The sequence below is a fragment of the Mesorhizobium sp. RSR380A genome, assembly GCF_054719385.1.
In genome coordinates, this window is record NZ_JBTTIB010000001.1 from 2,363,921 (window position 1) to 2,387,915 (window position 23,995).

Consider the following 23,995-nt stretch of genomic DNA (forward strand, 5'->3'; position numbering starts at 1 on the left):
GTGTGTCTGTAAGGGGAACTCAAACAACAGGAGGTCGCAGTGAACGACGCATCCAAGCGAGATTTTCTGAAACTGGGCATGGCCGGGCTTGCAACGGCGGGCGTGATGACCGCTGTCAGCGCCGAAAAGGCGGCGGCACAAGCCGCATCCGACAGCGTTCTGCGCACCGCGCTTGACCGCGGCAAGCTGATCGTCGGCACCGGCAGCACCAACGCGCCATGGCATTTCGAAAACGATGCCGGCGAGCTGGTCGGCATGGACATCACCATGGGCCGCATCCTGGCCAAGGGTCTGTTCGACGATCCGAGCAAGGTCGAGTTCGTCATGCAAGATCCGGCGCAGCGCATCCCCAATGTCACCACCAACAAGGTCGACATTACCATCCAGTTCATGACCATGACCGCGCAGCGCTCGCAGCTGATCCACTTCTCCAGGCCATACTATGTCGAGGGCGTCGCCCTGCTGACGCTGCCGACCGCGGAAAACAAGACCTTCGACAAGCTGCTCGCCGGCGGTTCGGCGACGCGCATCTCGATCCTGCAGAATGTCGACGCCGAAAGCTCGGTCCATTACGCCCTGCCGGAGGCGCAGGTGCTGCAGATCGACACCCAGGCCAATGTGCTGCAGGCACTGGAATCGAAACGCGCCGATGCCGCCGCTGTCGATCTTTCAACCGTGCGCTGGCTGGCCTCGCGCAACCCCGACAAATATTTCGATGCCGGCAAGAGCTGGTACTCGATGCTCTACGGCGCGGCGGTCAGGCAGGGCGACCTGGACTGGCTGACCTTCGTCAACCAGACCTTCACCATCGCCATGTTCGGCCATGAGACCGCACTCTACGACGCCGCCTTCAAGGACTATTTCGGCCAGGAGCCGCCGGCCCGCCATCCGGGTTTCCCGGTTGTCTGACAAGTGCTGGCGGAAGGGTTAGCCCTTCTGCCTTCTAGTTCGCATCCCCTTGGTTATTGCGGGAGACGCATGGGCTATACGCTCAACTTCAACCTGATCTGGCGGCATTTCGACAAGCTGTGGGGCGGCCTTCTGCTCAGCCTCGAGCTTGCCGTGATTTCGATTGCCATCGGCGTCGTCATCGGCCTGATGCTGGCGGTCTGGTATGTCTCGGCCGGACGCGTGGTGCGCGCCATCATTGCGGCTTACGTCGAATTCATCCGCAACGTGCCGCTGATCCTGCTCGTCTATCTCGTCTTCTACGGCCTGCCGACGGTGATCGACGTCGCCTACGACGCGCCGACCTCGTTCGTGCTGACGCTGTCGGTCTATAGCGGCGCCTATCTGGTCGAGGTGTTCCGCTCCGGCCTGGAAGCCGTGCCGCGCGGCCAGCTCGATGCCGGCAAAGCCATCGGCCTGACGCCCTGGCAGCGGCTGGTTCATGTGCGCCTGCCGACCATGCTGCGCATCACGCTGCCGGCGCTGTCCAACACCTTCATCTCGCTGTTCAAGGACACGTCGATCGCCTCGGTGATCTCGGTGCCCGAGCTCACCTTCGGCGCCCAGTGGATCAACTTCAACACCTTCCGCATCGTCGAGGTCTATCTGGTGACGACGGCGATGTATCTGGTGACCGGTTACACCCTGCTGTTCGGACTGCGGCTGGTCGAACGCCGGTTCAGGGCTGCGCGCTGACATGCTGAGCCAGATCCTCTACGCCGTACCGTTCCTCGCCCAGGGCTTCGCCATCACTTTGTGGGTGTCGCTGCTGGTCGTGGTGCTGTCGCTGATTGCCGGCGTCGCGCTCGGCGTCAGCCTGGTCTACGGCCCGGCGCCGCTGCGCTGGGCCGTGCGCATCTTCTCCGACACCATCCGCGGCATCCCGATCCTGGTGCTGATGTTCTTCGTCTATTACGGCCTGCCGGCCATCGGCCTGCATCTGCAATCCTTCTCGGCGGCGGTGCTGGCGCTCACCTTGTTCAAGACCGCGCAGGTCATTGAGTATCTCCGCGGCGCCGTCGGCTCCATTCCCAAAGGGCAGTCCGAGGCGGCGATGGCGATTGGGCTGACCTTCCGCCAGCGGCTCACCTACGTCATCTTTCCGCAGGCCTTCCGGCGCTTCCTGCCGCCCTGGATCAACGGCGTCACCGATGCGGTCAAGGGCAGCGCCCTGGTCTCGCTGCTCGGCATCACCGACCTGATGCAGGCGATCAACCAGGTCATCGGCCGCACCTATGAGGCGATGCCGCTCTACATCCTCGGCGCCTTGATCTATTTCGCCGTCAACTATGCGCTTTCCTACGCCAGCCGGCGGCTGGAACGGCGCTTTGCCTTCATCCGGGACTAGCACGATGGCCACAAGCTCGAACGACAATGCTGCCCTTCTCGACATTGCCGGGGTCTCGAAAGCCTTTGGTTCGGTCGAGGTGCTTCGCTCGGTCAGCCTCAAGGTGGACAGGGGCGAGGTGGTCACCGTCATCGGCCCTTCCGGCAGCGGCAAAACCACCCTGCTGCGCTGCGTCAACTTTCTCGAAAGCTACGACTCAGGTTCGATCCGCATCGACGGCAAGGAGGTCGGTTTTCGTGAGGCCGGCGCGCGCCAGCGGCGCAGCGAGCGCGACCTTGCCAACATGCGCGCCGAAACCGGCATGGTGTTCCAGAGCTTCAACCTGTTTCCGCACCTCACCGCCGCCGGCAACATCATGCTCGGCCTCACCAAGGTGCGCGGCAAGAGCAAGGCCGAGGCGCGCCAGATCGCCGAGCATTGGCTGAGCCGCGTCGGCCTCGCCCACAAGGCCGACAGCCTGCCGGCGGAACTCTCCGGGGGCCAGCAGCAGCGCGTCGGCATAGCGCGGGCAGTCGCCATGGAGCCAAAGATCCTGCTGCTCGACGAGATCACCTCCGCGCTCGATCCCGAATTGGTCGGCGAGGTGCTGGCCGTTGTGCGCAGCCTGGCCGAAGACGGCATGACAATGGTGATGGTCACGCACGAGATGGCCTTTGCCCGCGACGCTTCGAGCCGCATTGTCTTCATGGCCGATGGCGGTGTCAGCGCTGTTGGCCCGCCGAAGGAGATCCTTGCCGAAGAGACCACCAATGAGCGCCTGCGCTCTTTCCTGGCGCGGTTCCGCGCCTCGCATTTCTGACATGGGCGGCCCAAAGCAATTCCAGGAAAAGTGTAAGCGGTTTTCCCGGGAAAAGCGCGAAGCGCTTTCCCTTGGGAATTGCGTAAAACAACAGGCCGGCCCAAGGAGAATTCTTCCATGACGCCTTACATCCGGCTCGCCGAGCTCGGCCTGACGCTGCCCGAGCCGCCGACGCCGATCGCCAATTTCGTCACCCATGCGGAAAGCGGCCGGCTGATCTTTCTTTCGGGTCAAGGGCCGCTGCGCGCCGACGGCACGCTGTGCACCGGCAAGGTCGGCGAGGACGTCACCGTCGAGCAGGCCTATGAGCATGCCCGCCTCACCGGCCTCAACCTGCTCGCCGTCATGCACGCCGCCGCCGGCGATCTCGGCCGCATCGTGCGCGTCGTCAAATTGCTCGGCTTCGTCAATGCGACGCCGACCTTCAGCGACCACCCGAAAGTGGTCAATGGCTGCTCGGACCTGTTCGCCAGCGTCTTCGACAAGATCGGCGGCCATGCCCGCTCGGCGATCGGGGTCGGCTCGCTGCCTGGAAACATCACCGTCGAAATCGAAGCGGTCGTCGAGATCGCCGCCTGACCGTCAAGGGATTGCTGAACATGAAAACCTATTCCGACACCGGCTCCAACACCACGATCCGTGAACGGCTGGGACTGCGGCCGATCATCAACGTCTCCGGCACGATGACGACGCTCGGCGCCTCGATCATCGTTCCCGAGGCGATCAGCGCCATGGCCGAGATCGCCTCGCAATGGGTGGAGATGGACGATCTGCAGCGCGCCGCAAGCGTGATCACCGCCCGCCTCACCGGCGGCGAGGCCGGCTTCATCACCGCCTGCTGCGCCTCAGGCATCACAATGGCGATCGCCGGGGCAATGACCGGCACCAATTTGCTGGCGATCGAACGGCTGCCCGACGACACCGAAGGCCTGAAGTCCGAAGTCGTCATCCAGCTTGGCCATATCGTCAATTACGGCGCACCGATCGACCAGTCGATCCGCGTCGCCGGCGCCAAGGTCATTCCGGCCGGCACGGTCAGCGTCACGCAGGATTATCATGTGCGCGAGGCTATCAACGAGCGCACGGCGGCGGCGCTCTACGTCGTGGCGCACCACACCGTGCAATACGGCATGCTTTCCCTTGAGGAATTCTGCGATATCTGCCACGCCAGGGGCGTGCCGGTGATCGTCGACGCGGCTTCCGAATATGACCTGCGCAGCTTCCTGGCGCGCGGCGCCGACATCGTCGTCTATAGCGGCCACAAATTCCTTTCGGGGCCGACCAGCGGCATCGTCGCCGGCCGCAAGGATCTCGTCCGCGCCGCCTATCTGCAAAACCGTGGCGTCGCCCGCGCCATGAAGGTCGGCAAGGAAAGCATCGCCGGCACGATGGCGGCGCTCGAAGCCTGGGAAAAGCGCGACCATGCCGGCATCCGCCGACGCGAGGAAGCGGCGCTCCATCTGTGGAGGGATTCGCTGCAGGGAATACCCGGCATCGTCGCAAACATCATTCCCGACCCGACCGCCAATCCGCTCGACCGGCTGCAGATCTTCGTCTCCCCCGAAAGCCGCTTCAGTGCCGCCGGCCTCGCCTCGGCATTGGCGGCCGAATCGCCGCCCATCATCGTGCGCAACCACGAGGTCGAGCGTGGCCATTTCTTCCTCGACCCCTGCAACCTGCACCCAGGCGAGGCCGAGATCGTCGCCGAACGCCTCCGCGCCGTGCTCACCGCGGCCGACAGGCCGGCGGATGCGATGAGACAGCCGCGAAAGGATTCATCCGGCGCCCTGCGCTGGCCGGACTAGGCTGCGGCGGCCGCCATCCTTGCGGCTTCGCCCGAATTCCGCTAAGGCGCGCCTTTACCGCCGGGAGCATGCGCTTGACCGACCACCGCGCCGACGTCGCCATCATCATGGGCAGCCAGTCCGACTGGGCGACGATGCGCCACGCCGCCGAAACGCTGGAGGCGCTGGGCATTCCGCACAAGCGGCTGATCGTCTCCGCCCACCGCACCCCGGACCGCCTCTATGATTTCGCCAAGGGCGCCAAGGCGGCCGGCTACAAGGTGATCATCGCCGGCGCCGGCGGCGCCGCCCACCTGCCCGGCATGACGGCGGCGATGACGCCGCTGCCGGTGTTCGGCGTGCCGGTCGAATCGAAGGCGCTGTCCGGCCAGGATTCGCTGCTCTCCATCGTCCAGATGCCGGCCGGCATTCCGGTCGGCACGCTTGCCATCGGCAAGGCGGGTGCGGCCAACGCCGCCCTTCTGGCGGCCGCCGTGCTGGCGCTGAACGACGAAGAACTTGCCGCCCGCCTGGATGCCTGGCGCGCCGCCCAAACCGCCAGGGTCGCCACCGAACCGACGGACGCGCCGTGAGCCTGCCCGCGGGATCGAGCATCGGCATCATCGGCGGCGGCCAGCTCGGCCGCATGCTGGCTGTCGCCGCAGCGCGCCTCGGCTACCGCACAATTATCCTCGAACCGCAGGCCGATTGCCCGGCGGCTCAGGTCGCCAACCGCCAGATCACCGCCGCCTATGACGATGCGGACGCCCTTGCCGAACTGGCGGCAGTCAGCGCCGTCGTCACCTACGAATTCGAGAATGTGCCGGTAGCGGCTGCCGGCGCGCTCGCCGCCAAGGTCCCGGTCTATCCGCCGCCCAGGGCGTTGGAAGTCGCCCAGGACCGGGTGGCGGAGAAGCTATTCCTTAACAGCATCGGCATCAGGACAGCGGATTTCCGCTCCGTCGACAATGACGACGAGCTGACGGCGGCGCTGAGAGAGTTCGGTGGCAGCGGCATCTTGAAAACCCGCCGCATGGGCTATGACGGCAAGGGCCAGCGCGTCTTCCGCAACATGGAGACGGGCGGCTTTGCCGGCACATGCGAGACCATGGGCAATGTGCCGCTGATCCTCGAATCCTTCGTCGCTTTCGAGCGCGAAATCTCGGTCATCGCCGCGCGCGGGTTGGACGGCGCGGTCGCCGCCTACGATCCGGCTGAGAACGTCCACCGCGACGGCATCCTGCATACCTCGACCCTGCCGGCCCAGATCAGGCTGGAGACGGCGGCGACGGCACAGGGGGCGGCGGCGAAAATCCTGTCGGCCCTCGACTATGTCGGCGTCATCGGCGTCGAGTTCTTCGTTCTTGCCGATGGCACGCTGCTGGCCAACGAAATGGCGCCGCGCGTGCACAATTCCGGCCACTGGACGGAAGCCGCCTGCATCGTTTCGCAATTCGAGCAGCATATCCGCGCCATTGCCGGCCTGCCGCTGGGCAACCCTGGCCGGCATTCAAACTGCATCATGGAAAACCTGATCGGCGACGATGTGCTGCGCGTACCCGCTTTGCTCGCCGAGCCCGATCTGATGCTGCATCTCTACGGCAAGGCGGAAGCGCGCCCAGGCCGCAAGATGGGCCATTTCACGCGCATCAGCCGCCGTAGCTAAGCCATTCCGGCACTTTGCGCGAGGGCGTGGCTCGAGCCTATTGCAGCTCGTCGTTCAGATCCCCGTCCTCGTCGGGGCTGGCGCAACTCGCATCGCCTTCCCTACAATTGGCGCCCGCGGTGAGCTGTTTGATGCGCTGGTCCGTCAGTTCGGTCAGGCATTGTGAAACCTCCATCGGATGGATGGAGCCGCCTTCGCTGTCTGTCGTCGTATAGGCGCATTCGGCGTCGCGGAAGGCGATCCAGGCGCGTTGCGCGACCTGCAGCAGCTTCCTGCCCTTGTCGTCGTTGCGACCGACGAGATCCTTGTAGGCCTGGTTGAGCTTGGCATCGGCGGCCCGATAGTCCTCGCCGGCGCAGATGTTCATCATCTGCTGGCTGTCGTCGTTGCGGTCGCATTCCTGCGCCTGCGCGATGGAGGCGGCTGCCATAACGGCAAGGCTCGCGGACACAAACAACAGGCGCATAGAGGTCTCCAAATCGGCTTGCGGGTGCCGCACCATTCCAGCCCGCCTTCGGCCGCGCAATGGCGTGGAGCCGAGATGGCGGATATTTGATGGCCAAAGCCATTCTCGGCCTCTATCCAGCACGCTTGCGGTTGACACGGGCAAGGCTCCTCGTTTATGAGCCACCGCAAGTTCAAAGGCGCGCTTTTCAGGCGCGCCTTAATAATTCGGCCCGGACAGGGCCCAGACCGACGGGCAAGACCATGAAGATCAAGAATTCGCTCAAGGCGCTGAAGGCGCGTCACCGCGACAACCAGCTGGTTCGCCGCAAGGGCCGCGTCTACATCATCAACAAGACCGCTCCACGCTACAAGGCGCGCCAGGGCTGAGTGTTCGGCCGGAGGCTCGTTGCCTCCGTCCATACGATGGTAATTGCCTGGTTTCAGGCACTTTCACGCTAATTTCAGTTTGACGATCCGCCGTCCGGGGTTAGATTCCGGCGATGCGGATTCTTTTTGCATTTTTGGCGACCCTGTTTCTTTTCGGCGTCGCTCCGGCGTCGGCGGACGATCCGCCGGCAAAGCCGCCGGTTGCCCTGACCAGGGAAGCCAGGCTCGACCAACTGTTTGCCGAGCTGAAGCGCGAGCGCAACGAAAAGGCGGCCGAGCGCATCGCCGGGCGCATCTGGGGCGAATGGTTCCAGTCCGGCAGCGCCTCGATCGACCTGATGATGCAATGGTCGCAAAAGGCGATGGACGACCAGAAGTTCGACGTCGCCCTCGACTTCCTCGACCAGGTCGTCGTCCTGCAGCCAAAATATGCCGAAGGCTGGAACCGGCGCGCCACCGTGCATTACATGATGAAGAATTTCGGGAAGTCGATGTCCGACATCGACCAGACGCTGCAGCTGGAACCACGCCATTTCGGCGCGCTTTCCGGCCTGGCCCAGATCATGGCCGCCACCGGCCACAAGCAATCGGCGCTGGAAGCCTGGCAGAAGGTGCTTACCATCTATCCGATGATGCGCAGCGCCCAGGACCAGGTCGCGGCAATTTCGGAAGAGCTTGCCGGCGAAGGAATTTGATTAGGCAGTAGGAATTAGGGATTAGTGAGTAGTCAGTAGAGAAGATTGGTCGAGACGCCACCTCCCTACTCCCTACTCCCTACTCCCTACTCCCTACTCCCTACTCCCTAGAACTTATCCCCCTCCACCCCCGTATCTCCGCGCATGAACCTCATTTACGCCGCCTGTGCTTTGCTCCTCGCGCTCGTCTTTGCCCTGGCCGGTGTCACCCGGGCCGGCGCGTGGCTGATCGAGTGGCGCAACCCGCCGGCCGGCGAATTTGCCGACATCGACGGCACCCGCATCCACTATGTCCACGTGCCGGCTCCGCAAAATGCAGAGCTGCCGGCCATCGTCTTCATCCACGGCGCCAGCGCCAATCTCAGGGATCAGATGCTGCCGATCAGGCCTTTGCTCGAAGGCCGCGCCGAGATGGTTTTCCTCGACCGGCCGGGCTTCGGCTGGTCGGCACGCGGCCCCGGCAACAATGAGAGCCCGTCGGCGCAGGCCGACACCATCGCCAGCCTGATGGACCGTCTCGGCATCCACAATGCGATCATCGTCGGCCATTCCTATGGCGGCGTGATCACCGCCGCCTTTGGCCGCGAACACCCGGAGAAGACGCTCGGGCTGGTCTTTCTGTCGCCGGTCAGCCACCCCTGGCCGGGCGGCGCGACCGCCTGGTACTACAAGCTGACCGCCACCCCCATCATCGGCTGGCTGTTCTCGGAGACATTGACCTATCCGGCAGGCACGCTGCAGATGGACGGCGCCACGGCCTGCGTGTTTTCTCCCAACAAGGTGCCGGAAGGCTATGTCGGCAATGCCTCGATTCCGCTGGTGCTGCGTCCCGGCGCTTTCCGCGCCAACGCCATCGATGTCGCCGGCCTCTACGACTATACGCTGAAGGCCGCGCCGCATTACCGCGACATCACAGCGCCGACCATCGTCATCTCGGGCGACCGCGACAAGGTGGTCTATGCCTCGATCCATTCGGTCGGCCTGGTCAGGGACATCCCCGGCGCCGAACTGATCTGGGTCCACAATCTCGGCCACAAGCCGGATTGGATCGCCTCCGACCTCGTCGTCGGCGCGATCGAGAAAGTCGCCGGCAAGGTCGTCGACCTGCAGGCAATGGCAAAAACCGTGGAAGCACGCATCGCCGGCGATGCGTACAACGATGCACAGTGCCCCGACATTACGGTGCCCGACGCGCAACTCGCCCCGACGTGACGGCCGCATGTATGTCCTGAAGCACGGAATCAAGAAAAACCCCGAAGCGTTCTGGGCGCTACCGGATAGCATCTTCTTCGGCTACGGCGCCTGCCACATCCTTGCGGGCACCTTCCTCAGCCATCCTCCCCTGGACGGATTCTACGGCGAACGGATCATTCCGGGCGAGGATTTCTACGGCAACCATATCTACATGACGAACGGCGTGATCGCCTTCGACTATCACGGCTATTCCAGCCGAGAGCGGCTTCTGCAGCACCACGGAAGGGGATGGGCTTCGCATAGCGCAGGCTGGCACTGCACGCTGGAAAGGGTCGATTTCGACCTGCTCGACACCGCCGACCTCAACCGGCGAAAGATGCGCGGCCCGGATCAGTATCTCTATTACCCAATCCCTCGCGCACACCGCTTCCTTCAGCGTATCGATCACGCCGAAGGTGCGGCAAGAGCGCTGCGAACTGTGATGAGTTGAAGCCTCTGTCAACCTATGTTGCGGGTGGCCTGCACGTCCGACCCGACATAGGCGATGCGCAGCATGTTGGTCGAACCCGGCGTCCTCAGCGGCACGCCCGCCGTGATGATGACGCGGTCGCCCGGCTGACCGAACCCCTCTTCGAAAGCGATGCGGCAGGCGCGGTCGACCATGTCGTCGAGGTCGCTGGCGTCGGGCGAGACGACGCAATGCGTGCCCCACAAGAGCGACAGCCGCCGCGCCGTGTTGAGGATCGGCGACAGCGCGATGATCGGCACTTGCGGCCGCTCGCGCGCGGCGCGCAGGCCCGTGGTGCCCGACGCCGTATAGGTGATGATCGCCGACAGTTTCAGCGTCTCCGCAATCTCGCGGGCGGCGAGCGAAATGGCGTCGGCGCCGGTTGCTTCCGGTTCCGAGCGCTGCGCGTTGATGATGCCGGCATAGGTCGGGTCGGTTTCGACCTTGGTGGCGATGCGGTTCATCATCGCCACCGCCTCGACCGGATAGGCGCCGGCAGCGGATTCGGCTGAAAGCATGATGGCGTCGGCGCCCTCGAACACGGCGATCGACACGTCGGACACCTCGGCGCGGGTCGGCACCGGCGCGGTGATCATCGATTCCAGCATCTGCGTGGCGACCACCACCGGCTTGCCGGCGCGGCGCGCGGCGCGCGTGATCTGCTTCTGGATGCCGGGCACCGCTTCCAGCGGCATTTCCACACCGAGATCGCCGCGGGCGACCATCAGCGCGTCGGAGAGTTCGATGATTTCGGCCAGCCGGGCGACCGCCTGCGGCTTTTCAATCTTGGCCATGATCAGTGCCCGGCCGCGCGCGATCTTGCGGGCTTCCGCCAAATCCTCCGGCCGCTGCACGAAGGACAGCGCCACCCAGTCGACGCTTTCCGCCAGCACCGCATCGAGGTCCTTGCGGTCCTTTTCGGTCAGCGCACCGACCGGCAGGTCGGTGTCGGGCAGGCTGACGCCCTTCTTGTCGGAAATGGTGGTGCCGGCGACGACGGTGCAGGTGATAGACTTGCCGTCGCTCTTCACCGCCCTGAGCTCCAGCTTGCCGTCATCGATCAACAGACGGTGGCCGGCCTCGACCGAGCTCAGGATTTCGGGATGCGGCAGGTAGACCCGGGTCGACGTGCCGGGCTCGGGATTGTTGTCGAGGGTGAAGGTCTGGCCCGGCGTCAGAACCTCCTTGCCGTTGGCGAACTTGCCGACGCGCAGCTTCGGTCCCTGCAAATCGGCCAGGATGCCGATCGGACGGCCAACTTTCTCCTCGACCGCGCGGATGCGGCCGACCAGCGTGCGCATCAACTCGTGATCGGTGTGGCTCATATTGATGCGGAAGACATCGGCCCCGGCTTCGAACAGCTTCTGCAGCATCTCCTCGGACGAGGAGGCAGGACCGATGGTGGCGAGGATCTTGACCTTGCGGCTACGTCTCATTGACTGTTTGTTCCCGGGGCGGCTGGAGCGCCTCCCGTTGTGGACTCATCGGTCAGCTGGACCATCCAGCTTGCCTGCTCGCCCGTGTCATATTCCTGGAATCCGGCGCGCTGGAAGCCCCGGGCGACGCAATCGGTAACGCCTGCGATCTTGAACTCTTTTTCAGCCACGCACATGTTGATCGGGCCATCCCAGCGCCCGCCGCGCTCGGCGTCTTCTGCATAAAGATAGTAAAACCTTGATGACAGCGGACCTTCGATCAGCGTCTTGCAGCTCGATCCTTCGATGTGCCACCACCCCTCGGTGATCCAGCCTGCCTTGGCGCGGTAGCCGATGCCAACGCCGACCAGGTTCTGCGTGGCGTTGCAGACGCGGAAATCGGCGCGGGCAGGCGAAGCCGCGACCAGCGCGGTGAGCCCTAGCGTCAGGGTCAGGAGCGGCACGGCAAAGGCGGTGCGCGCACGCGGCCTGCCGGCGGAACCCATCCCGAAACCCCTCAATAACGTCATCTGCATCTCTCAACGCCCCTTTTCGGAAAAGTCCGGGCGCATGTCAACGCGCCGTTCTGTCCAATTCCAATCGATTTAGAAAGGCCCCCGACACGCGATCTGCCGCGCGTCACAGGATTTTCGCAGAAACCGTGGCCAAACAACGGCATTGCGCAACAATCCTCTTCGTGGGAATGACGGTACCACCCTCCCCGGAAGCCAGCGAACAGACCTTTCCAGCCAATGACCCGATCCACAGTTTTCGCGCCTTTCGATATCGTCGAAGGCGACCGCAAGCGAGGCATCGTGCTTGTCGCCGACCATGCCCGCCGCGACCTGCCGGAGCAGTATGGCAGTCTCGGCCTGCCGGCGGCGGAACTCGATCGCCATATCGCCTACGACATCGGTGTCGAGACGGTGACGCGCGAACTGGCCGCAGCGCTCGACGTGCCGGCGGTGATCGCCAATTTTTCGCGGCTGCTGATCGATCCCAATCGCGGCGAGGACGACCCGACGCTGATCCGCCAGCTCTATGACGGCACCGTCGTGCCGGGAAACTATCCTATGGCACCGGCCGAACGCGAAAGGCGGCTCGACGGCTTCTACCGGCCTTATCAGGACGCGGTCGGCGCCATGATCGCGTCGGTGGCGCACGCCTCAGGCAAAGCGCCGTTCATCTTCTCCGTACACTCCTTCACCCCTGTCATGCAGGGCTTCATCCGCCCTTGGCATGTCGGCATATTGTGGGACCTCGACGACCGCGTGGCGCGGCCGCTGATCGACATGCTGGCGCAGGATAAAAACCTCGTCGTCGGCGACAATGAACCCTATGACGGCGCGTTGCGCGGCGACACCATGTTCAAGCACGCCATCGTCAACGGCTTTGCCCATGCGCTGATCGAGATCCGCCAGGACCTGATATCAGACCGCAAGGGGGCGCTGGCCTGGGCGGAACGGCTGGCGCCGATCGTTGACGCCATCGACCGCCGTCCCGATATACATCAGGTGAAGATGTTCGGCTCGCGCACCGGGCCGCTGTGAGGATCCAAGGCAATGACCGAACTCAGCGATGACCAGAAACGCGATTTCGAGGCCGCGGCCTTCCGCCGGCTGGTCGAGCATCTGCGCGAGCGCAGCGATGTGCAAAACATCGACCTGATGAACCTCGCCGGCTTCTGCCGCAACTGCCTGTCGAACTGGTATCGCGAAGCGGCCGAGGCTGAGGGCGTCGATCTCGGCAAGGATCAGTCGCGCGAAATCGTCTACGGCATGCCCTATGCGCAATGGCAGGCGCTGAACCAGACCGAGGCTTCGGACGCCAAGAAAGCGGAGTTCGAGGCAAGACGGCCGAGGGATCACTGAAGTAGCGCGCGGTTCACAGGATTGACGTCGGCGGGACAGCGCCTAACGGTTTCCCCTTAGATGTGGCCCACAAGCTTTTCGCAGCCAAGCGCTTGACGAGAAATTGAATCGATCTAATTTGCCGCGCAAAGCCATTCTTTGACCGGATTCGGGCCATGAACGCGCAAAACACCATGCAGAGCGCCCTTCAGGGGCGATGGGCCGTAGCAGCGATCTTCCTCGCCAACGGCTTCCTGACCGGCAGCTGGGCGCCGCAGATTCCGGTGTTCCTGACCCGGCTCGACATCTCGAAATTCACCCTCGGCCTGCTGATCCTTCTGTTCGGCGTCGGCGCGGTCGCGGCCATGAGCTGGTGCGGCCATCTGATCTCCAGGCATGGCTCGCGCACCGTGTTGCGCTGGTTCGGCCTGTGCGGCAGCCTCGGCCTGCTGATCGTGGCGCTGGCGCCCAACGTGCCGCTGGCGTCGATCGCCATGATCATCTTCGGCGGCTCGATCGGCGGCATGGATGTCGCCATGAACGCCAATGCCGTGGTGGTCGAGCGCCGGCTGTCCCGCGCCATCATGTCGTCCTCGCACGGCTTCTGGAGCCTCGGCGGTTTCGCCGGTGGCGGTCTGGGCGGTTACGCCATCCAGACTTACGGCCACCTCGCCCATGCGGCTGTGGTCACGGTCATAGCTTTTGCCGTCATTGCCGTGGCGGTCGGCTACCTCATCGCCGAGGACAAGCCGCAGGCCGCCGAGCATCACAGATTAACGCTGCCGGCCAACCCGCTGGTCTATCTTGTCGGGCTCATGGCGCTGCTGACGATGATTTCCGAGGGCGCCGTGCTCGACTGGGCAGCGCTTTATCTCAGGCAGGAGCTCGGCGCCGACCTCGCCATCGCCGGCCTTGCCTACGCCGCCTTCTCCGGCGTCATGGCTGTCATACGCTTTTTCGGTGACGGCGTGCGCAACCGCTTCGGCGCGGTGGCCACGCTGCGCGGCTCGGCGGTGGTCGCCGCCGCCGGCATGCTGGTCGCCGGCCTGTCGCCTTCGCCCTGGATCGCCATCGCGGCTTTTGCTCTCTGCGGCTTCGGCATCGCCAATATGGTGCCGATCATCTTCTCGGCCGGCGGCAACCAGGAAGGCATGTCGTCGGGCACCGGCATGAGCGTCGTCACCACCATGGGCTATTCCGGCATATTGGTGGCGCCGTCGGCGATCGGCTTCGTTGCCGAGCATTCCAGCTTCGGCCCGATCTTCGTCGCCATGTCGGCGCTGCTGATCGTCGTGCTGTTGATGGCCGGGCTCGCTCACCGCGCCGAATTCGCGGCCGCCCCCGCCGAATAGCGCTTCAGCTCCTCATAGAGGAAATCCGCGACGCGGCGGATGCGCACGCTGGTGCGCACGTCGCGATGCATGGCCAGCCACACCGGCAGGCTGGGCAGTGGCAGGCCGGGCAGCAGTTTCTCCAGCGACGGGTCGCTGTCCGTCAGCGGCTCCTGGCCAAGACCGACGCCGTTTCCCGCCCGCAGCGCTTCCCACAGAACGATCTGGTTATCGGTCCTGAAGCGGAAACTGCTTCGGGTGACGGGGATGCCGGCCTGGGTAAAGCCCCGGATCATCTCGTCGCTGCGGTCGAAGCCGATCAGCGGATGGTCGAGAAGGTCGGCGGGCTTGAGCGGGCGTCCGTGCCTGTCGAGATAGGATTTCGCCGCGCAGCAGCAGAGCTTGATATCGCAGACCTTGCGCGCCGTCAGCTCGTTCTGCGCCGGCTTGACCATGCGGATGGCGATGTCGGCATCCCTTCGCAGCAGGTTCTCGACCTGGTTCGAGGCGACGATCTCGACCTCGATGCCGGGCTCCTCGATGCCGAGCCGCGCCGTCATCCTCGGCAGCACATAGGCCGCCACCACCTCGCTGGCCGCAATGCGCACCGTGCCTTCGATCGCCTCGACCGAGCCCAATGCCAATAGTGAGAACGCGCTCGCCTGCTCGCTCACCGCTCTGCCGCGTTCGAACAGCGTGGCGCCTGCTTCCGTCAGCGCATAGCCGCGCCGCCCGCGCCGGAACAAGGTGACGCCCAACGCCTGTTCGAGCTCACCGATGTGACGCCCGAGCGTCGGTTGGCTGGCCGACAGTTTGCGCGCCGCGGCCGACAGGCTGCCGGTCTCCGCCACGGTGACGAAACTCTTGATCAGGTTCCAGTCGATATCTTCCATTCAATTATGAATAACAAAGCTGCATCCCTAGTCAATTTTCATTCGCATATGGAGGCATCATATTCGCCGTGCAAACACAAACACGGAGAAGAAAATGACCAAGATCGCAATTCTAGGCGCCAATGGCCGGCTCGGCCGCGTGGTTGGCAAGGCCTTCATCGACGCCGGTTTCGACGTCCGCGCCGTCACCCGCAGCGGCAAGGTCCCAGCCGAACTCAAGGGCGCCACCGCCGTCGCCGGCGATGCGCTCGACCGCGAGGCGCTGATCCGCGCCACGCAAGGCGTCGACATCATCTTCAACGGCCTCAACCCGATCTACACCGACTGGGGCAAGTGTCTGCCGATGGCGGAGAACGTCATGGCCGCCTGCCATGCCAATGGCGCGCTGCATCTTTTCCCCGGCACTGTCTACAATTACGGCTCGCCGATGCCTGAGGTGGTCACCGAAGACACGCCATTCCGTCCGACCACCGAGAAGGGCCGCATCCGCTGCGCCATGGAAGCGCTGTTTCGCCGCGAGGCCGATGCCGGCCGCGTCCGCACCATCATCCTGCGCGCCGGCGATTTCTTCGGCGGCACCGGCAGCGGATCATGGTTCGACCTCGTCGTCGCCGCCAAGATGAGCAAGGGCGTCTACACCGCGCCTGGCCCTGCCAACCTCGTGCACGAATGGGCCTATTTGCCGGACTTCGGCATCGGCTTCGTCGGCCTGGCGCGTAATCAGGGCAAGCTCGGCTTCTTTGAGGCGCTCAACTTCCCCGGCCACGCCGTCACCGACATGGACATAAAGGCCGCGGCCGAGAAAGCGTTGGGACGTCCGCTGAAACTGACCTTCATGCCTTGGTGGGTGCTGCGCGCCGGCAGCCCGTTCGTGGCGATGTGGCGCGAGATCGTCTCGATGTCCTATCTGCGCTTCGAACCGCACCGGCTCGTGTCCGACCGGCTGGAAGGCATCATCGGCGAAGTCCCGCACACCCCGCTGGACGAGGCCGTGGCCGAGGCCTTGAAGGACATCGGCATCAGCCTCGACCGTGCAAAAGACGCCGCTTAAATGCATGTCGCCCAGAAGTGTGCGCGGTTCTGGGACAACGACATGCATCAAAACAAAGACTTTAGACAAAAATCTCTCTCGCGGTGCTGGCCCAATCGCTGGAAATCAGCAACCGGATGGTCATTATGAGGAGACTGTTTATAACGGTCGGCGAGATCACCATCACCAAGGGGAGACGATGCGTTACATACGTCCGCTTTCAATCGAAGACGCCGTTGGCCTGCTGGCCGACGCTTCCGGCACATCAGCCATTCTCGCTGGAGGCAGTGACCTCCTCGTTCGGATGAAGGGCGGGTTTGTCGATCCCGACCTGATCGTCGACATCAAGGCGATCGAGGGCTTGAGCGAGATCAGGGAGACGGCCGACGGCTTCAGCATCGGCGCCACCGTCCCCTGCGCCGTCCTGGGCGAGAGCTCGGTTCTGAAGAAGGCCTGGCCCGGTGTCGTCGAAGCGTCGAAGCTGATCGGCTCGAAACAGGTCCAGGGCCGCTGCACCATCGTTGGCAATCTGTGCAACGCCTCGCCGGCCGCCGACAGCGTCCCGGCCTTGGTGGCCGCCGCCGCAAAGGCCGTGGTTGCCGGTCCCTCGGGCAAGCGCACCATTCCTGTCGAGGCCGTGCCGATCGGGCCCGGCAAGACCTCGCTCACCAAGGGTGAGATCGTCGAGGCGATCCTGCTCGGCAAGCGGGAGCCGCGTTCGGGCGACGCCTATCTCAGGTTCATTCCGCGCACCGAGATGGACATCGCCGTGGTCAGCGCCGGCGTGAAGCTGTCGCTCGACGAGCATGGCGTCATCACGGCCGCGCGCGTCGCGCTGGGCGCCGCGGCCCCGACCGTGCTTCTGGTGGAAGAAGCAGCCGAGGCTCTCATCGGCAGGAAGCTGGATGAGGCGGCACTTGAGCGGCTCGCCAAGGTCTGCGCCGGGGCCTGCCGCCCCATCGATGACAAGCGCGGAACGATCGAGTTCAGACGAAAAGTTGCGGGCGTGCTGGCCGGACGGGCCGCGACGACCGCCTACGCACGCGCAGGAGGCAAATGATGGCCGGTGTAGCAGTTTCAACGACAATCAACGGCGATCACGTCGAATACCTTTGCCAGCCCGACGAGACGTTGCTCGACGTCCTGCGCGATCGCCTCGGGCTGACCGGCGCCAAGGAAGGCTGCGGCACGGGCGACTGCGGCGCCTGCTCGATCATCCTCGACAACCGGCTGGTCTGCTCGTGCCTGGTGCTCGGCGCTGAAGCCGAAGGCCGGCATATCGAGACCGTCGAGGGCATGGCGCATGGCGATCAGTTACATCCGCTGCAGCAGAAATTCCTTGAGCATGCAGCGCTGCAATGCGGCATCTGCACGCCGGGCTTCCTGATCGCGGCGAAGGACCTTTTGGCCAAGAACCCCGATCCGACCGAGGAAGAAATCCGCTTCGGCCTCGCCGGCAACCTCTGCCGCTGCACCGGCTACGACAAGATCGTGCGCGCGGTCCAGGACGCGGCCAATGTGATGAAGGGAGCGCACGCATGAACTTCGATCCACGCTTTTCGGGCCGCAAATTCTCCTCCGTCGGCACGCGGCCTATCCGTCCCGACGGCGTCGACAAGGTGACGGGCCGCGCCCGCTACGGCGCCGACTTCAACATGGCGGGACAGCTGGTCGGGCGTGTCCTGCGCAGCCCACATGCGCATGCCAGGATCCTCAAGATCGACACTTCGAAAGCGGAAAAGCTCGCCGGCGTGAAAGCGGTGATCACCGCCGCCGACCTGCCCGATCTCACCGATGGCGACGCCGCCATGTACGACGTCCTCGACAATTGCATGGCGCGCGGCAAGGCGCTCTATGACGGCCACGCCGTGGCCGCGGTCGCCGCCGTCGATGCCCGCACGGCCAGGCAGGCGCTGAAGCTGATCGAGGTCGAGTACGAGCTGTTGCCGCATGTCACCGATGTCGACGAGGCGATGAAGCACACCGCGCCGTTGATCAACGACACGATCTTCACCGAGGGTCTCGAGGAAAAGCCGGCAAAGCCGTCCAACGTCACCAAGCGCAGCCAGTTTGGCCATGGCGATGTCCATCAGGGCTTTGGCCACGCCGATGTCATTGTCGAGCGCTCCTTCAAGACCGAGCAGACGCATCAGGGCTATATCGAGCCGCATGCCTGCGTGGCGAGCGTCTCGTCCGACGGCACCGCCGACCTCTGGGTCTGCACGCAGGGCCATTTCGTCTACCGCCAGCATTGTGCGCAACTGCTCGGGCTGGAAGCCTCCAAGCTGCGCGTCACCTCCTCGGAGATCGGCGGCGGCTTCGGCGGCAAGACCCATGTCTGGGCCGAGCCGGTGGCACTCGCTCTGTCGCGCAAGGCAGGACGGCCGGTGAAGCTGGTGATGACCCGCGACGAGGTGTTCCGCGCCTCGGGTCCGACCAGCGCCACCTCGATCGACGTCAAGATCGGCGCCCGCAAGGACGGCACCATCACCGCCGCCGAAGCGACGCTGCGCTACACCAGCGGCCCCTATGCCGGCACATGGGCCGAGATCGGCGCCATGACGGCCTTCGCCTGCTACAAGCTCGATAACGTCAAGACGGTCGGCTTCGAAGTGCTGGTCAACCGGCCGAAGACCGCGGCCTATCGCGCACCCTCCGCACCGATGGCGGCGTTCGCGGTGGAAAGCGCTGTGGATGAGCTGGCCAAGGAACTCGGCATGGATCCGGTCGAGTTCCGCATCAAGAACGCCGCGCAGGAAGGCACCCGCTCCTCCTACGGTCCGGTCTACGGCCCGATCGGCATCGGCCCGACGCTGGAGGCGGCCAAGCACCATCCGCACATGAAGGCCCCGCTGGGCAAGAACCAGGGCCGCGGCATGGCCTGTGGCTTCTGGTTCAACTTCGGCGGTCAGACCTGCGTGGACCTGAACATCGGCATGGACGGCTCGGTGTCGCTGGCCGTCGGCACGGTGGACGTCGGCGGTTCGCGCGCCTCGCTGTCGCTGGTGGCGGCGGAGGAGCTCGGCATCGACTATGCCCAGCTCAAGGCGGTGGTCGCCGACACCTCCTCGCTTGGCTACAACGACATGACCGACGGCAGCCGCGGCACCTTCTCGTCCTCGATGGCGACGATCTCGGCCGCCCGCAACGCCATCAAGATCCTGCGTGAGCGCGCGGCGCAGACGTGGGACATCCCCGTCGACGACGTGGTCTGGGAAAACGGCCACGCCATCGCCAAGGGCGAGAAATACGGCAATCTTGCAGCCCTGTCGCTGAAGGAGATCGCCGCGGCTTCCGGCAAGACCGGCGGCCCGATCGCCGGCCACAGCGAGCTCGTCGCCGACGGCGCCGGCGTCTCCTTCGCCACCCATATATGCGACATCGAGGTCGACCCCGATACCGGCTCGACCAGGGTGATCCGCTACACGGTGATCCAGGATGCCGGCAAGGCGGTGCACCCGACCTATGTCGAGGGCCAGTACCAGGGCGGTGCCGCGCAAGGCATCGGCTGGGCGCTCAACGAGGAGTATATCTACGGCAAGGATGGGCGTCTCCAGAACGCCGGCTTCCTCGACTACCGCATCCCGGTCTGCTCGGACCTGCCGATGATCGACACGCAGATCCTCGAGATCCCCAACCCCAACCACCCCTATGGCGTGCGCGGCGTCGGCGAAACCTCGATCGTGCCGCCGCTGGCAGCGATCGCCAACGCAGTGTCGAACGCAGCCGGTGTGCGCATGACCCACATCCCGATGTCGCCGCCAAGGGTCCTCGCCGCGATCGAGGCGGAACGGGGAGCATGAGGGGGCTAAAGTGCGCAGCGGTTTCGGACACGCTCCAATGAGGCTCTGATGGTCGAAGTCACGCTCTGGGGCGCGCTCGGCCAGCTCGCCGGCGGCCAGAGCAAGGTCGAGGTCGAAGCCAAGGACATAAGGGAGCTGTTCAGGAAATTGGCTGAACAGTATCCCGGCATCGAGCCCTGGATCGAGAAGGGCATCGCGGTGGCGATCGACGGGACCATCTATCGCGATACGTGGTCGAAGGAACTGCCGCAGGGGGCGGAGATTTTTCTGCTGCCGCGGTTGGCTGGGGGGTGACGGGGGGTGTCGCCCTACGTCCCAGAGCGGACCGGCATCCTCGGTCTGCGAACTTCAAGTGCAATGTCGGTCCTCGCCTAGATGCCAGTTTTGCTGACCGCGTCTTATCGGCGGCGGGTTGGCCAACAATCCAGAGAACCTGATCCGCTGGATTACTATCGACAAGGGACATCAGTCCGCACACGGCTCTGAAGTGACTCGAGCGGGTCACCGTTTGACGGACAACACCGGCCCCTTTCTGGAGAGGCCGGCTATCGTTGATCCAGGATCATCAAGCTAGGTTTGGCGCTGAGACGTATCGGAAATTCGTTCGCGCACGGCATGCTCGGTCTTGTCTGCTGTGGACTTCACGATCTCGCCGAGCTGATCGGCTATCGTGTCTGCTTCCATATCTTGCCGGCCAGCTTCCTGCTTGATGGTCTCATAGGCGTCGGCGGCGACCTGCTTGGCCTCATCGAGGCCCCTGTCGAGCAAAGTTTCGGCGGAATCGCGAAGCTTGTCGCCATAGGCGCCTAGTTGCTCGTCCTCCGTTGCGGTATGGGGCAGCATTGCACCTATAGCGGCGCCGATGGCGAGACCGACGGCCGCTACGGCCAAGGGTTGATCCTCCAACAGATCTTGCGCGGAGCGGCTGGCTTTCGCCGCCATGTCCCCAGTCGTCGAGCTTGCATTGGCAGCGCTTCCCGTCAGACCCGCCGCAGCGGCTCTTGCGGTGCTCGATATGGTGTCGCCGACGCTGGCAGCGCTCGAGGAGAGCGATTCCGCGGCGTCGGAGAGCGTGCCGCCCAAGCCGCCGCGCTCCCCTGCTACATCATGTCGTCCTGGCGCTGAAGGCAATGGATAGCCAGCCGAACGGTGGGCGGTGTTTGAGGTACCGCTGCCGAACATCAGCCAGGCCAGACCTGCGCCCACCATGGTGACCGGCAAAGGATTATCTCGGACCTGCGTTCTGAGATTGCTGAGCATGGCCGCGCTCTCCCCTCCCGAGAACAGCCCGGTGAACTCATCCAGCAATTGTCCAGGCGTCATCTTGCCTCGAATGGATTCGGCGGTCTCCATCACCCGAGCGCGAGCAGCCTCGGCCTCGCGTTCAAGTTCGGCTGCGGATTTCTCGTTCATCTCACCTGTTCCTTAATCGCGCTCGCGTCGCGCTTGAGCTGTCCCTGGGTCCGGTCGGGGGTAAGTTCCGAAGGCGCCATGCTGGCCGTCCCGGTCCGCAGCAGGATGACGCCGAGGACCGCCACGACCACACCGACCAGCAGGGAAGACCACCCCGCGCCAAGCCCTGCCCGCGTCAGCGCGATAATGAGCGCCTGCAGCAACACCAAGAGCGCGGCGAGCAGGCAAATCGCGCCGCCCAGCACTTCCGCGGCACCTGCTCCGGCTTTGGTAAGCTTTTCAGAGAGCTCGGCCCGAAACAGCCTCGCCTCGGTTTGCACCAGAGTGGTGACATTCTGGGCCAAATCGGTGACTAGCCCGGCAAGGCTGGGATTGTCCTGGTTGTTCATCTGTCCTGCTCCGCGATCTGCGTGGCCCCATCATCGCCGACCACGCCAAAATCTTGTGGACGATCAGCGGACCAACCCTGTGGCTGATCGGTGTGTGATCTGAGGCCTCCCGGAGCGGCCTCAGAATCGGGCGTTGCCGGCGGAGAAGCCTTGATGAACCGCCCGAGAGCCAATCCGGCCAACACCGATCCCGCAAGCAGGACACCGGGATTTTGCCGGCCGAAGGACTGCACGTCATCAAGGACTTGGCTAAAGGGCTTCTGTTTCAAGGACGATGAAAGCCGCTCAAGGCCACTGGCAGCATCCAAAGCGAACTTCGATGCGTTCCTTTCATCGTTGCTGGCAAGGTGATCGCTGGCCGCTCGCAGTGCACCACCCAACGCCGCCAAGCTCGATCCGATGTCGCGCTGCGCCTCCTCCGCCTTGTCGGAGATGACCTGCGTGGCTTCAGATGCATAGTCGCCAGCCTTACGGGTCACCTCGTCCCGCGCGTCGTGAAGCAACTCGCTGGCACGCTCATTTTCCTGGCGAAGTCTTTCGGAGACGTCGCTTTGCGCCTTGTCGAATTCGGTGGGCTGTCCGCCCTGATCCTTCTCATGCTGCATGAGGCCACCTAGTGAAAACCGAGGAAGGAGAGGACCGCGAGCACGACGACGATAAGGCCGATAAGATAGATTACACTGTTCATGTGCACGTCCTCCGTAGCTTTCCAACTTCGACGAACCTGCGATGTTCCGTAAGTGAGAGCATTTATCTCAGCCGAAACGAAGAGCTTCGTCAGGCACGCACCCAGTCACCAGTGAGTTGCCCTGTCCCTCGTGCGGAGCGCCAGTTGCTCCGTCCGAACGGGTGCGCCCGACCCTGCGGGAACGAGTGCCGGCTGCCTCCTCTATTGCAATCTTTGCCTATTCGGCGACCCCGCCTCGGCGTACCGGCGACCAAGGAGAACTCTCCCTTGCCATCAATTGACGGTCCGTCGCTCCAACGGCCCCGCGCTGGTTCGGCACCTTCAACGAAGCAATGATGAAGGCATAGGATACGGCTTGAGGGGCAAAGCGGCTTGTCATGCATGCCTGAGCTAGGCTACTGGCGAACGCGTCTCCAAGGCCAAGTCTCTACTTTGCAGAACGCCTCCCTACGCCCCCAGCGTCGGCTCCGTGTTCACCTCCAGCGCCTCTTCCGCTTCATCCTCTTCACCCAGCACCTCGCCATGAACCCCCAGCGGCCGCCCGATCCAGATCGGATCGACCAGATGGTCGCGCTTGGGGTTGGTGGTGTTGGGGTGGATGAGGATGCTCAGGCCGCCATGGTTCAGCATCAGCCAGGGGACGAGTGTGGCGAAAATCTCGGTGGCGAAGGAGACTTGGTACATGGCCTGTTCGTGCGGGCCGACCGGCTCGTCGCGCCAGTTGCCCAGGCGCACGCGGAAGCGTTCGCCGATGCGCAGGCGCAGCCATTCGGCGTGCTGCCGCTCGGCTTGCCCGTCATAGTAGATGTGGGCGTGATAGCTGGCGATCTCGGCGAGAGGCCTTGGCGGGCTGGCGGTGTTCACCTTGATGGCTCCCTCGGTGATTGTCGTGCGGGCAGCGTATACGCAAGGGTGCGGGGTGGCCAAGGGGGCACAGCGTGTGCTCGTCATCTCGATTTCGGGCCAATCGCATATGGCGCTCCCGCACTCCGTCTCGGCTTCGCCGAGCCACCTCTACCCCCACATTCGTGGGGGAGAGGAAATGCTAACCGCCGAGGTCGCTGCCTTGAAAAGCTTGGCATTTCCTCTCCCCCATGGACATGGGGAGAGGTGGCCGCGCAGCGGCCGGAGTGGGGGTTGGCACCGCCGTGTGCTTATTGCCAGCGCTTCATCGGGAGAGGAAACGCTGATCGCAGAGGTCTCCTGCCACGATCAAACCCTGCCCATCAGCACCAGGATCAGCAGCACCACAAGCACAACGCCGACTATTCCGGACGGCCCATAACCCCAGGAGCGCGAATGCGGCCAGGCCGGTACGGCGCCGATCAGGATCAGGATCAGAACTATGATGAGAATGGTGCTGACGGTCATAAGAGTCCCTCGCTTTGCTCTTCAGATGCGAGGGGA

At 64.2% G+C, this 23,995-nt stretch carries 29 protein-coding genes; 20 read left to right on the forward strand and 9 right to left on the reverse strand.

The window, feature by feature from the left end; translation table 11 throughout:
• The first annotated feature begins 78 nt into the window (after nt 1-78).
• The 8 genes from ACYG9Z_RS11430 to ACYG9Z_RS11465 all read left to right on the forward strand — a co-directional run bounded on the left by ACYG9Z_RS11430 (nt 79) and on the right by ACYG9Z_RS11465 (nt 6,545).
• Nucleotides 79-909: a transporter substrate-binding domain-containing protein gene (locus ACYG9Z_RS11430; protein WP_023673105.1), complete on the forward strand. Its 831-nt coding sequence runs from the start codon at nt 79-81 to the stop codon at nt 907-909.
• 69 nt (nt 910-978) lie between these two features.
• Nucleotides 979-1,644, forward strand: coding sequence for an amino acid ABC transporter permease (locus ACYG9Z_RS11435; RefSeq protein WP_023673106.1), 666 nt, complete (start codon nt 979-981; stop codon nt 1,642-1,644).
• 1 nt (nt 1,645) lies between these two features.
• The gene (locus ACYG9Z_RS11440; protein WP_023673107.1) at nt 1,646-2,296 is read left to right on the forward strand and encodes an amino acid ABC transporter permease; all 651 of its coding nucleotides are present in this window, start codon (nt 1,646-1,648) and stop codon (nt 2,294-2,296) included.
• A gap of 4 nt (nt 2,297-2,300) precedes the next feature.
• Entirely contained in the window at nt 2,301-3,095 is a 795-nt protein-coding gene (locus tag ACYG9Z_RS11445; protein WP_023673108.1) for an amino acid ABC transporter ATP-binding protein, read from the forward strand.
• 117 nt (nt 3,096-3,212) lie between these two features.
• Nucleotides 3,213-3,674, forward strand: coding sequence for a RidA family protein (locus ACYG9Z_RS11450; protein WP_023673109.1), 462 nt, complete (start codon nt 3,213-3,215; stop codon nt 3,672-3,674).
• Nucleotides 3,675-3,694: 20 nt separating this feature from the next.
• Nucleotides 3,695-4,900, forward strand: coding sequence for an aminotransferase class V-fold PLP-dependent enzyme (locus ACYG9Z_RS11455; RefSeq protein ID WP_027050794.1), 1,206 nt, complete (start codon nt 3,695-3,697; stop codon nt 4,898-4,900).
• Between the two features lie 74 nt (nt 4,901-4,974).
• A complete protein-coding gene (purE, locus tag ACYG9Z_RS11460; RefSeq protein ID WP_023752880.1) occupies nt 4,975-5,472 on the forward strand; it encodes a 5-(carboxyamino)imidazole ribonucleotide mutase in 498 nt (165 codons plus the stop codon).
• The gene (locus tag ACYG9Z_RS11465) at nt 5,469-6,545 is read left to right on the forward strand and encodes a 5-(carboxyamino)imidazole ribonucleotide synthase (protein WP_023752879.1); all 1,077 of its coding nucleotides are present in this window, start codon (nt 5,469-5,471) and stop codon (nt 6,543-6,545) included. The genes purE and ACYG9Z_RS11465 overlap by 4 nt, the downstream gene beginning before the upstream one ends.
• Nucleotides 6,546-6,582: 37 nt before the next feature.
• Here the strand turns inward: ACYG9Z_RS11465 and ACYG9Z_RS11470 are convergent, their stop codons facing one another.
• The gene (locus ACYG9Z_RS11470) at nt 6,583-7,011 is read right to left on the reverse strand and encodes a lysozyme inhibitor LprI family protein (protein WP_023684031.1); all 429 of its coding nucleotides are present in this window, start codon (nt 7,009-7,011) and stop codon (nt 6,583-6,585) included.
• A 242-nt stretch (nt 7,012-7,253) separates the two neighbouring features.
• Here ACYG9Z_RS11470 and ykgO point away from each other — a divergent pair, with 242 nt between their 5' ends.
• From ykgO to ACYG9Z_RS11490, 4 genes are all read left to right on the forward strand, one after another.
• Nucleotides 7,254-7,379, forward strand: a complete 126-nt coding sequence (ykgO, locus tag ACYG9Z_RS11475; protein ID WP_006327841.1) for a type B 50S ribosomal protein L36 — start codon at nt 7,254-7,256, stop codon at nt 7,377-7,379.
• Nucleotides 7,380-7,492: 113 nt separating this feature from the next.
• Complete coding sequence (locus ACYG9Z_RS11480; RefSeq protein WP_023711628.1) at nt 7,493-8,074, forward strand: tetratricopeptide repeat protein; 582 nt, start codon at nt 7,493-7,495, stop codon at nt 8,072-8,074.
• A gap of 144 nt (nt 8,075-8,218) precedes the next feature.
• Complete coding sequence (locus ACYG9Z_RS11485; RefSeq protein WP_023752878.1) at nt 8,219-9,286, forward strand: alpha/beta fold hydrolase; 1,068 nt, start codon at nt 8,219-8,221, stop codon at nt 9,284-9,286.
• Nucleotides 9,287-9,293: 7 nt separating this feature from the next.
• Nucleotides 9,294-9,758 carry a hypothetical protein gene (locus tag ACYG9Z_RS11490; protein ID WP_023752877.1) on the forward strand — a complete coding sequence of 155 codons (465 nt, stop codon included), beginning with the start codon at nt 9,294-9,296 and terminating at the stop codon, nt 9,756-9,758.
• 8 nt (nt 9,759-9,766) lie between these two features.
• Here ACYG9Z_RS11490 and pyk read toward each other — a convergent pair whose 3' ends face one another.
• Both pyk and ACYG9Z_RS11500 read right to left on the reverse strand, forming a co-directional pair.
• A complete protein-coding gene (gene pyk / locus ACYG9Z_RS11495; protein WP_023673117.1) occupies nt 9,767-11,212 on the reverse strand; it encodes a pyruvate kinase in 1,446 nt (481 codons plus the stop codon).
• The gene (locus tag ACYG9Z_RS11500) at nt 11,209-11,697 is read right to left on the reverse strand and encodes a DUF1036 domain-containing protein (RefSeq protein WP_023673118.1); all 489 of its coding nucleotides are present in this window, start codon (nt 11,695-11,697) and stop codon (nt 11,209-11,211) included. Before ACYG9Z_RS11500 ends, pyk begins: the two co-directional genes overlap by 4 nt.
• 246 nt (nt 11,698-11,943) lie before the next feature.
• On the opposite strand from ACYG9Z_RS11500, the gene ACYG9Z_RS11505 reads away from it, so the two are divergent.
• From ACYG9Z_RS11505 to ACYG9Z_RS11515, 3 genes are all read left to right on the forward strand, one after another.
• Nucleotides 11,944-12,741, forward strand: coding sequence for an N-formylglutamate amidohydrolase (locus ACYG9Z_RS11505; RefSeq protein ID WP_023752876.1), 798 nt, complete (start codon nt 11,944-11,946; stop codon nt 12,739-12,741).
• A gap of 12 nt (nt 12,742-12,753) precedes the next feature.
• On the forward strand, nt 12,754-13,062 hold the full coding sequence (locus ACYG9Z_RS11510) for a DUF1244 domain-containing protein (RefSeq protein WP_023690051.1): 309 nt from the start codon (nt 12,754-12,756) through the stop codon (nt 13,060-13,062).
• 155 nt (nt 13,063-13,217) lie between these two features.
• On the forward strand, nt 13,218-14,393 hold the full coding sequence (locus ACYG9Z_RS11515; RefSeq protein ID WP_023752875.1) for an MFS transporter: 1,176 nt from the start codon (nt 13,218-13,220) through the stop codon (nt 14,391-14,393).
• Here ACYG9Z_RS11515 and ACYG9Z_RS11520 read toward each other — a convergent pair.
• Nucleotides 14,357-15,265: a LysR family transcriptional regulator gene (locus ACYG9Z_RS11520; protein WP_023752874.1), complete on the reverse strand. Its 909-nt coding sequence runs from the start codon at nt 15,263-15,265 to the stop codon at nt 14,357-14,359. The two genes, ACYG9Z_RS11515 and ACYG9Z_RS11520, sit on opposite strands and share 37 nt — an antisense overlap.
• A gap of 94 nt (nt 15,266-15,359) precedes the next feature.
• On the opposite strand from ACYG9Z_RS11520, the gene ACYG9Z_RS11525 reads away from it, so the two are divergent.
• From ACYG9Z_RS11525 to ACYG9Z_RS11545, 5 genes are all read left to right on the forward strand, one after another.
• On the forward strand, nt 15,360-16,316 hold the full coding sequence (locus ACYG9Z_RS11525) for an SDR family oxidoreductase (protein WP_023715050.1): 957 nt from the start codon (nt 15,360-15,362) through the stop codon (nt 16,314-16,316).
• A 178-nt stretch (nt 16,317-16,494) separates the two neighbouring features.
• Entirely contained in the window at nt 16,495-17,355 is an 861-nt protein-coding gene (locus ACYG9Z_RS11530; protein ID WP_023752873.1) for an FAD binding domain-containing protein, read from the forward strand.
• A complete protein-coding gene (locus tag ACYG9Z_RS11535) occupies nt 17,355-17,837 on the forward strand; it encodes a (2Fe-2S)-binding protein (RefSeq protein WP_023684040.1) in 483 nt (160 codons plus the stop codon). The genes ACYG9Z_RS11530 and ACYG9Z_RS11535 overlap by 1 nt, the downstream gene beginning before the upstream one ends.
• Nucleotides 17,834-20,098 (forward strand): xanthine dehydrogenase family protein molybdopterin-binding subunit, encoded by a 2,265-nt coding sequence (locus ACYG9Z_RS11540; protein ID WP_023752872.1) that lies wholly within the window; start codon nt 17,834-17,836, stop codon nt 20,096-20,098. Before ACYG9Z_RS11535 ends, ACYG9Z_RS11540 begins: the two co-directional genes overlap by 4 nt.
• A 48-nt stretch (nt 20,099-20,146) precedes the next feature.
• A complete protein-coding gene (locus tag ACYG9Z_RS11545; protein WP_023712829.1) occupies nt 20,147-20,392 on the forward strand; it encodes a MoaD/ThiS family protein in 246 nt (81 codons plus the stop codon).
• A gap of 276 nt (nt 20,393-20,668) precedes the next feature.
• Here the strand turns inward: ACYG9Z_RS11545 and ACYG9Z_RS11550 are convergent, their stop codons facing one another.
• The 5 genes from ACYG9Z_RS11550 to ACYG9Z_RS11570 form a co-directional block, all read right to left on the reverse strand.
• On the reverse strand, nt 20,669-21,511 hold the full coding sequence (locus tag ACYG9Z_RS11550) for a DUF3618 domain-containing protein (protein WP_023752871.1): 843 nt from the start codon (nt 21,509-21,511) through the stop codon (nt 20,669-20,671).
• On the reverse strand, nt 21,508-21,900 hold the full coding sequence (locus ACYG9Z_RS11555; RefSeq protein WP_023693628.1) for a phage holin family protein: 393 nt from the start codon (nt 21,898-21,900) through the stop codon (nt 21,508-21,510). Before ACYG9Z_RS11555 ends, ACYG9Z_RS11550 begins: the two co-directional genes overlap by 4 nt.
• The gene (locus tag ACYG9Z_RS11560) at nt 21,897-22,505 is read right to left on the reverse strand and encodes a hypothetical protein (RefSeq protein WP_023752870.1); all 609 of its coding nucleotides are present in this window, start codon (nt 22,503-22,505) and stop codon (nt 21,897-21,899) included. The genes ACYG9Z_RS11555 and ACYG9Z_RS11560 overlap by 4 nt, the downstream gene beginning before the upstream one ends.
• A 530-nt stretch (nt 22,506-23,035) precedes the next feature.
• The gene (locus ACYG9Z_RS11565; protein ID WP_023712827.1) at nt 23,036-23,452 is read right to left on the reverse strand and encodes a DOPA 4,5-dioxygenase family protein; all 417 of its coding nucleotides are present in this window, start codon (nt 23,450-23,452) and stop codon (nt 23,036-23,038) included.
• 348 nt (nt 23,453-23,800) lie between these two features.
• Nucleotides 23,801-23,959, reverse strand: coding sequence for a DUF3309 family protein (locus ACYG9Z_RS11570; RefSeq protein ID WP_023702789.1), 159 nt, complete (start codon nt 23,957-23,959; stop codon nt 23,801-23,803).
• Between the last annotated feature and the right edge of the window lie 36 nt (nt 23,960-23,995).

Coding starts and splice junctions, on each gene's coding strand:
- ACYG9Z_RS11485 (WP_023752878.1), top strand. CDS start 8,219: ATGAACCTCATTTACGCCGCCTGTGCTTTGCTCCTCGCGCTCGTCTTT.
- ACYG9Z_RS11430 (WP_023673105.1), top strand. CDS start 79: ATGGCCGGGCTTGCAACGGCGGGCGTGATGACCGCTGTCAGCGCCGAA.
- ACYG9Z_RS11445 (WP_023673108.1), top strand. CDS start 2,301: ATGGCCACAAGCTCGAACGACAATGCTGCCCTTCTCGACATTGCCGGG.
- pyk (WP_023673117.1), bottom strand. CDS start 11,212: ATGAGACGTAGCCGCAAGGTCAAGATCCTCGCCACCATCGGTCCTGCC.
- ACYG9Z_RS11555 (WP_023693628.1), bottom strand. CDS start 21,900: ATGAACAACCAGGACAATCCCAGCCTTGCCGGGCTAGTCACCGATTTG.
- ACYG9Z_RS11515 (WP_023752875.1), top strand. CDS start 13,218: ATGAACGCGCAAAACACCATGCAGAGCGCCCTTCAGGGGCGATGGGCC.
- ACYG9Z_RS11550 (WP_023752871.1), bottom strand. CDS start 21,511: ATGAACGAGAAATCCGCAGCCGAACTTGAACGCGAGGCCGAGGCTGCT.
- ACYG9Z_RS11480 (WP_023711628.1), top strand. CDS start 7,493: ATGCGGATTCTTTTTGCATTTTTGGCGACCCTGTTTCTTTTCGGCGTC.
- ACYG9Z_RS11500 (WP_023673118.1), bottom strand. CDS start 11,697: ATGGGTTCCGCCGGCAGGCCGCGTGCGCGCACCGCCTTTGCCGTGCCG.
- ACYG9Z_RS11530 (WP_023752873.1), top strand. CDS start 16,495: ATGCGTTACATACGTCCGCTTTCAATCGAAGACGCCGTTGGCCTGCTG.
- ACYG9Z_RS11520 (WP_023752874.1), bottom strand. CDS start 15,265: ATGGAAGATATCGACTGGAACCTGATCAAGAGTTTCGTCACCGTGGCG.
- ykgO (WP_006327841.1), top strand. CDS start 7,254: ATGAAGATCAAGAATTCGCTCAAGGCGCTGAAGGCGCGTCACCGCGAC.
- ACYG9Z_RS11535 (WP_023684040.1), top strand. CDS start 17,355: ATGGCCGGTGTAGCAGTTTCAACGACAATCAACGGCGATCACGTCGAA.
- ACYG9Z_RS11455 (WP_027050794.1), top strand. CDS start 3,695: ATGAAAACCTATTCCGACACCGGCTCCAACACCACGATCCGTGAACGG.
- ACYG9Z_RS11540 (WP_023752872.1), top strand. CDS start 17,834: ATGAACTTCGATCCACGCTTTTCGGGCCGCAAATTCTCCTCCGTCGGC.
- ACYG9Z_RS11560 (WP_023752870.1), bottom strand. CDS start 22,505: ATGCAGCATGAGAAGGATCAGGGCGGACAGCCCACCGAATTCGACAAG.
- ACYG9Z_RS11570 (WP_023702789.1), bottom strand. CDS start 23,959: ATGACCGTCAGCACCATTCTCATCATAGTTCTGATCCTGATCCTGATC.
- ACYG9Z_RS11525 (WP_023715050.1), top strand. CDS start 15,360: ATGACCAAGATCGCAATTCTAGGCGCCAATGGCCGGCTCGGCCGCGTG.
- ACYG9Z_RS11545 (WP_023712829.1), top strand. CDS start 20,147: ATGGTCGAAGTCACGCTCTGGGGCGCGCTCGGCCAGCTCGCCGGCGGC.
- ACYG9Z_RS11450 (WP_023673109.1), top strand. CDS start 3,213: ATGACGCCTTACATCCGGCTCGCCGAGCTCGGCCTGACGCTGCCCGAG.
- ACYG9Z_RS11510 (WP_023690051.1), top strand. CDS start 12,754: ATGACCGAACTCAGCGATGACCAGAAACGCGATTTCGAGGCCGCGGCC.
- ACYG9Z_RS11505 (WP_023752876.1), top strand. CDS start 11,944: ATGACCCGATCCACAGTTTTCGCGCCTTTCGATATCGTCGAAGGCGAC.
- ACYG9Z_RS11440 (WP_023673107.1), top strand. CDS start 1,646: ATGCTGAGCCAGATCCTCTACGCCGTACCGTTCCTCGCCCAGGGCTTC.
- ACYG9Z_RS11435 (WP_023673106.1), top strand. CDS start 979: ATGGGCTATACGCTCAACTTCAACCTGATCTGGCGGCATTTCGACAAG.
- ACYG9Z_RS11490 (WP_023752877.1), top strand. CDS start 9,294: ATGTATGTCCTGAAGCACGGAATCAAGAAAAACCCCGAAGCGTTCTGG.
- ACYG9Z_RS11470 (WP_023684031.1), bottom strand. CDS start 7,011: ATGCGCCTGTTGTTTGTGTCCGCGAGCCTTGCCGTTATGGCAGCCGCC.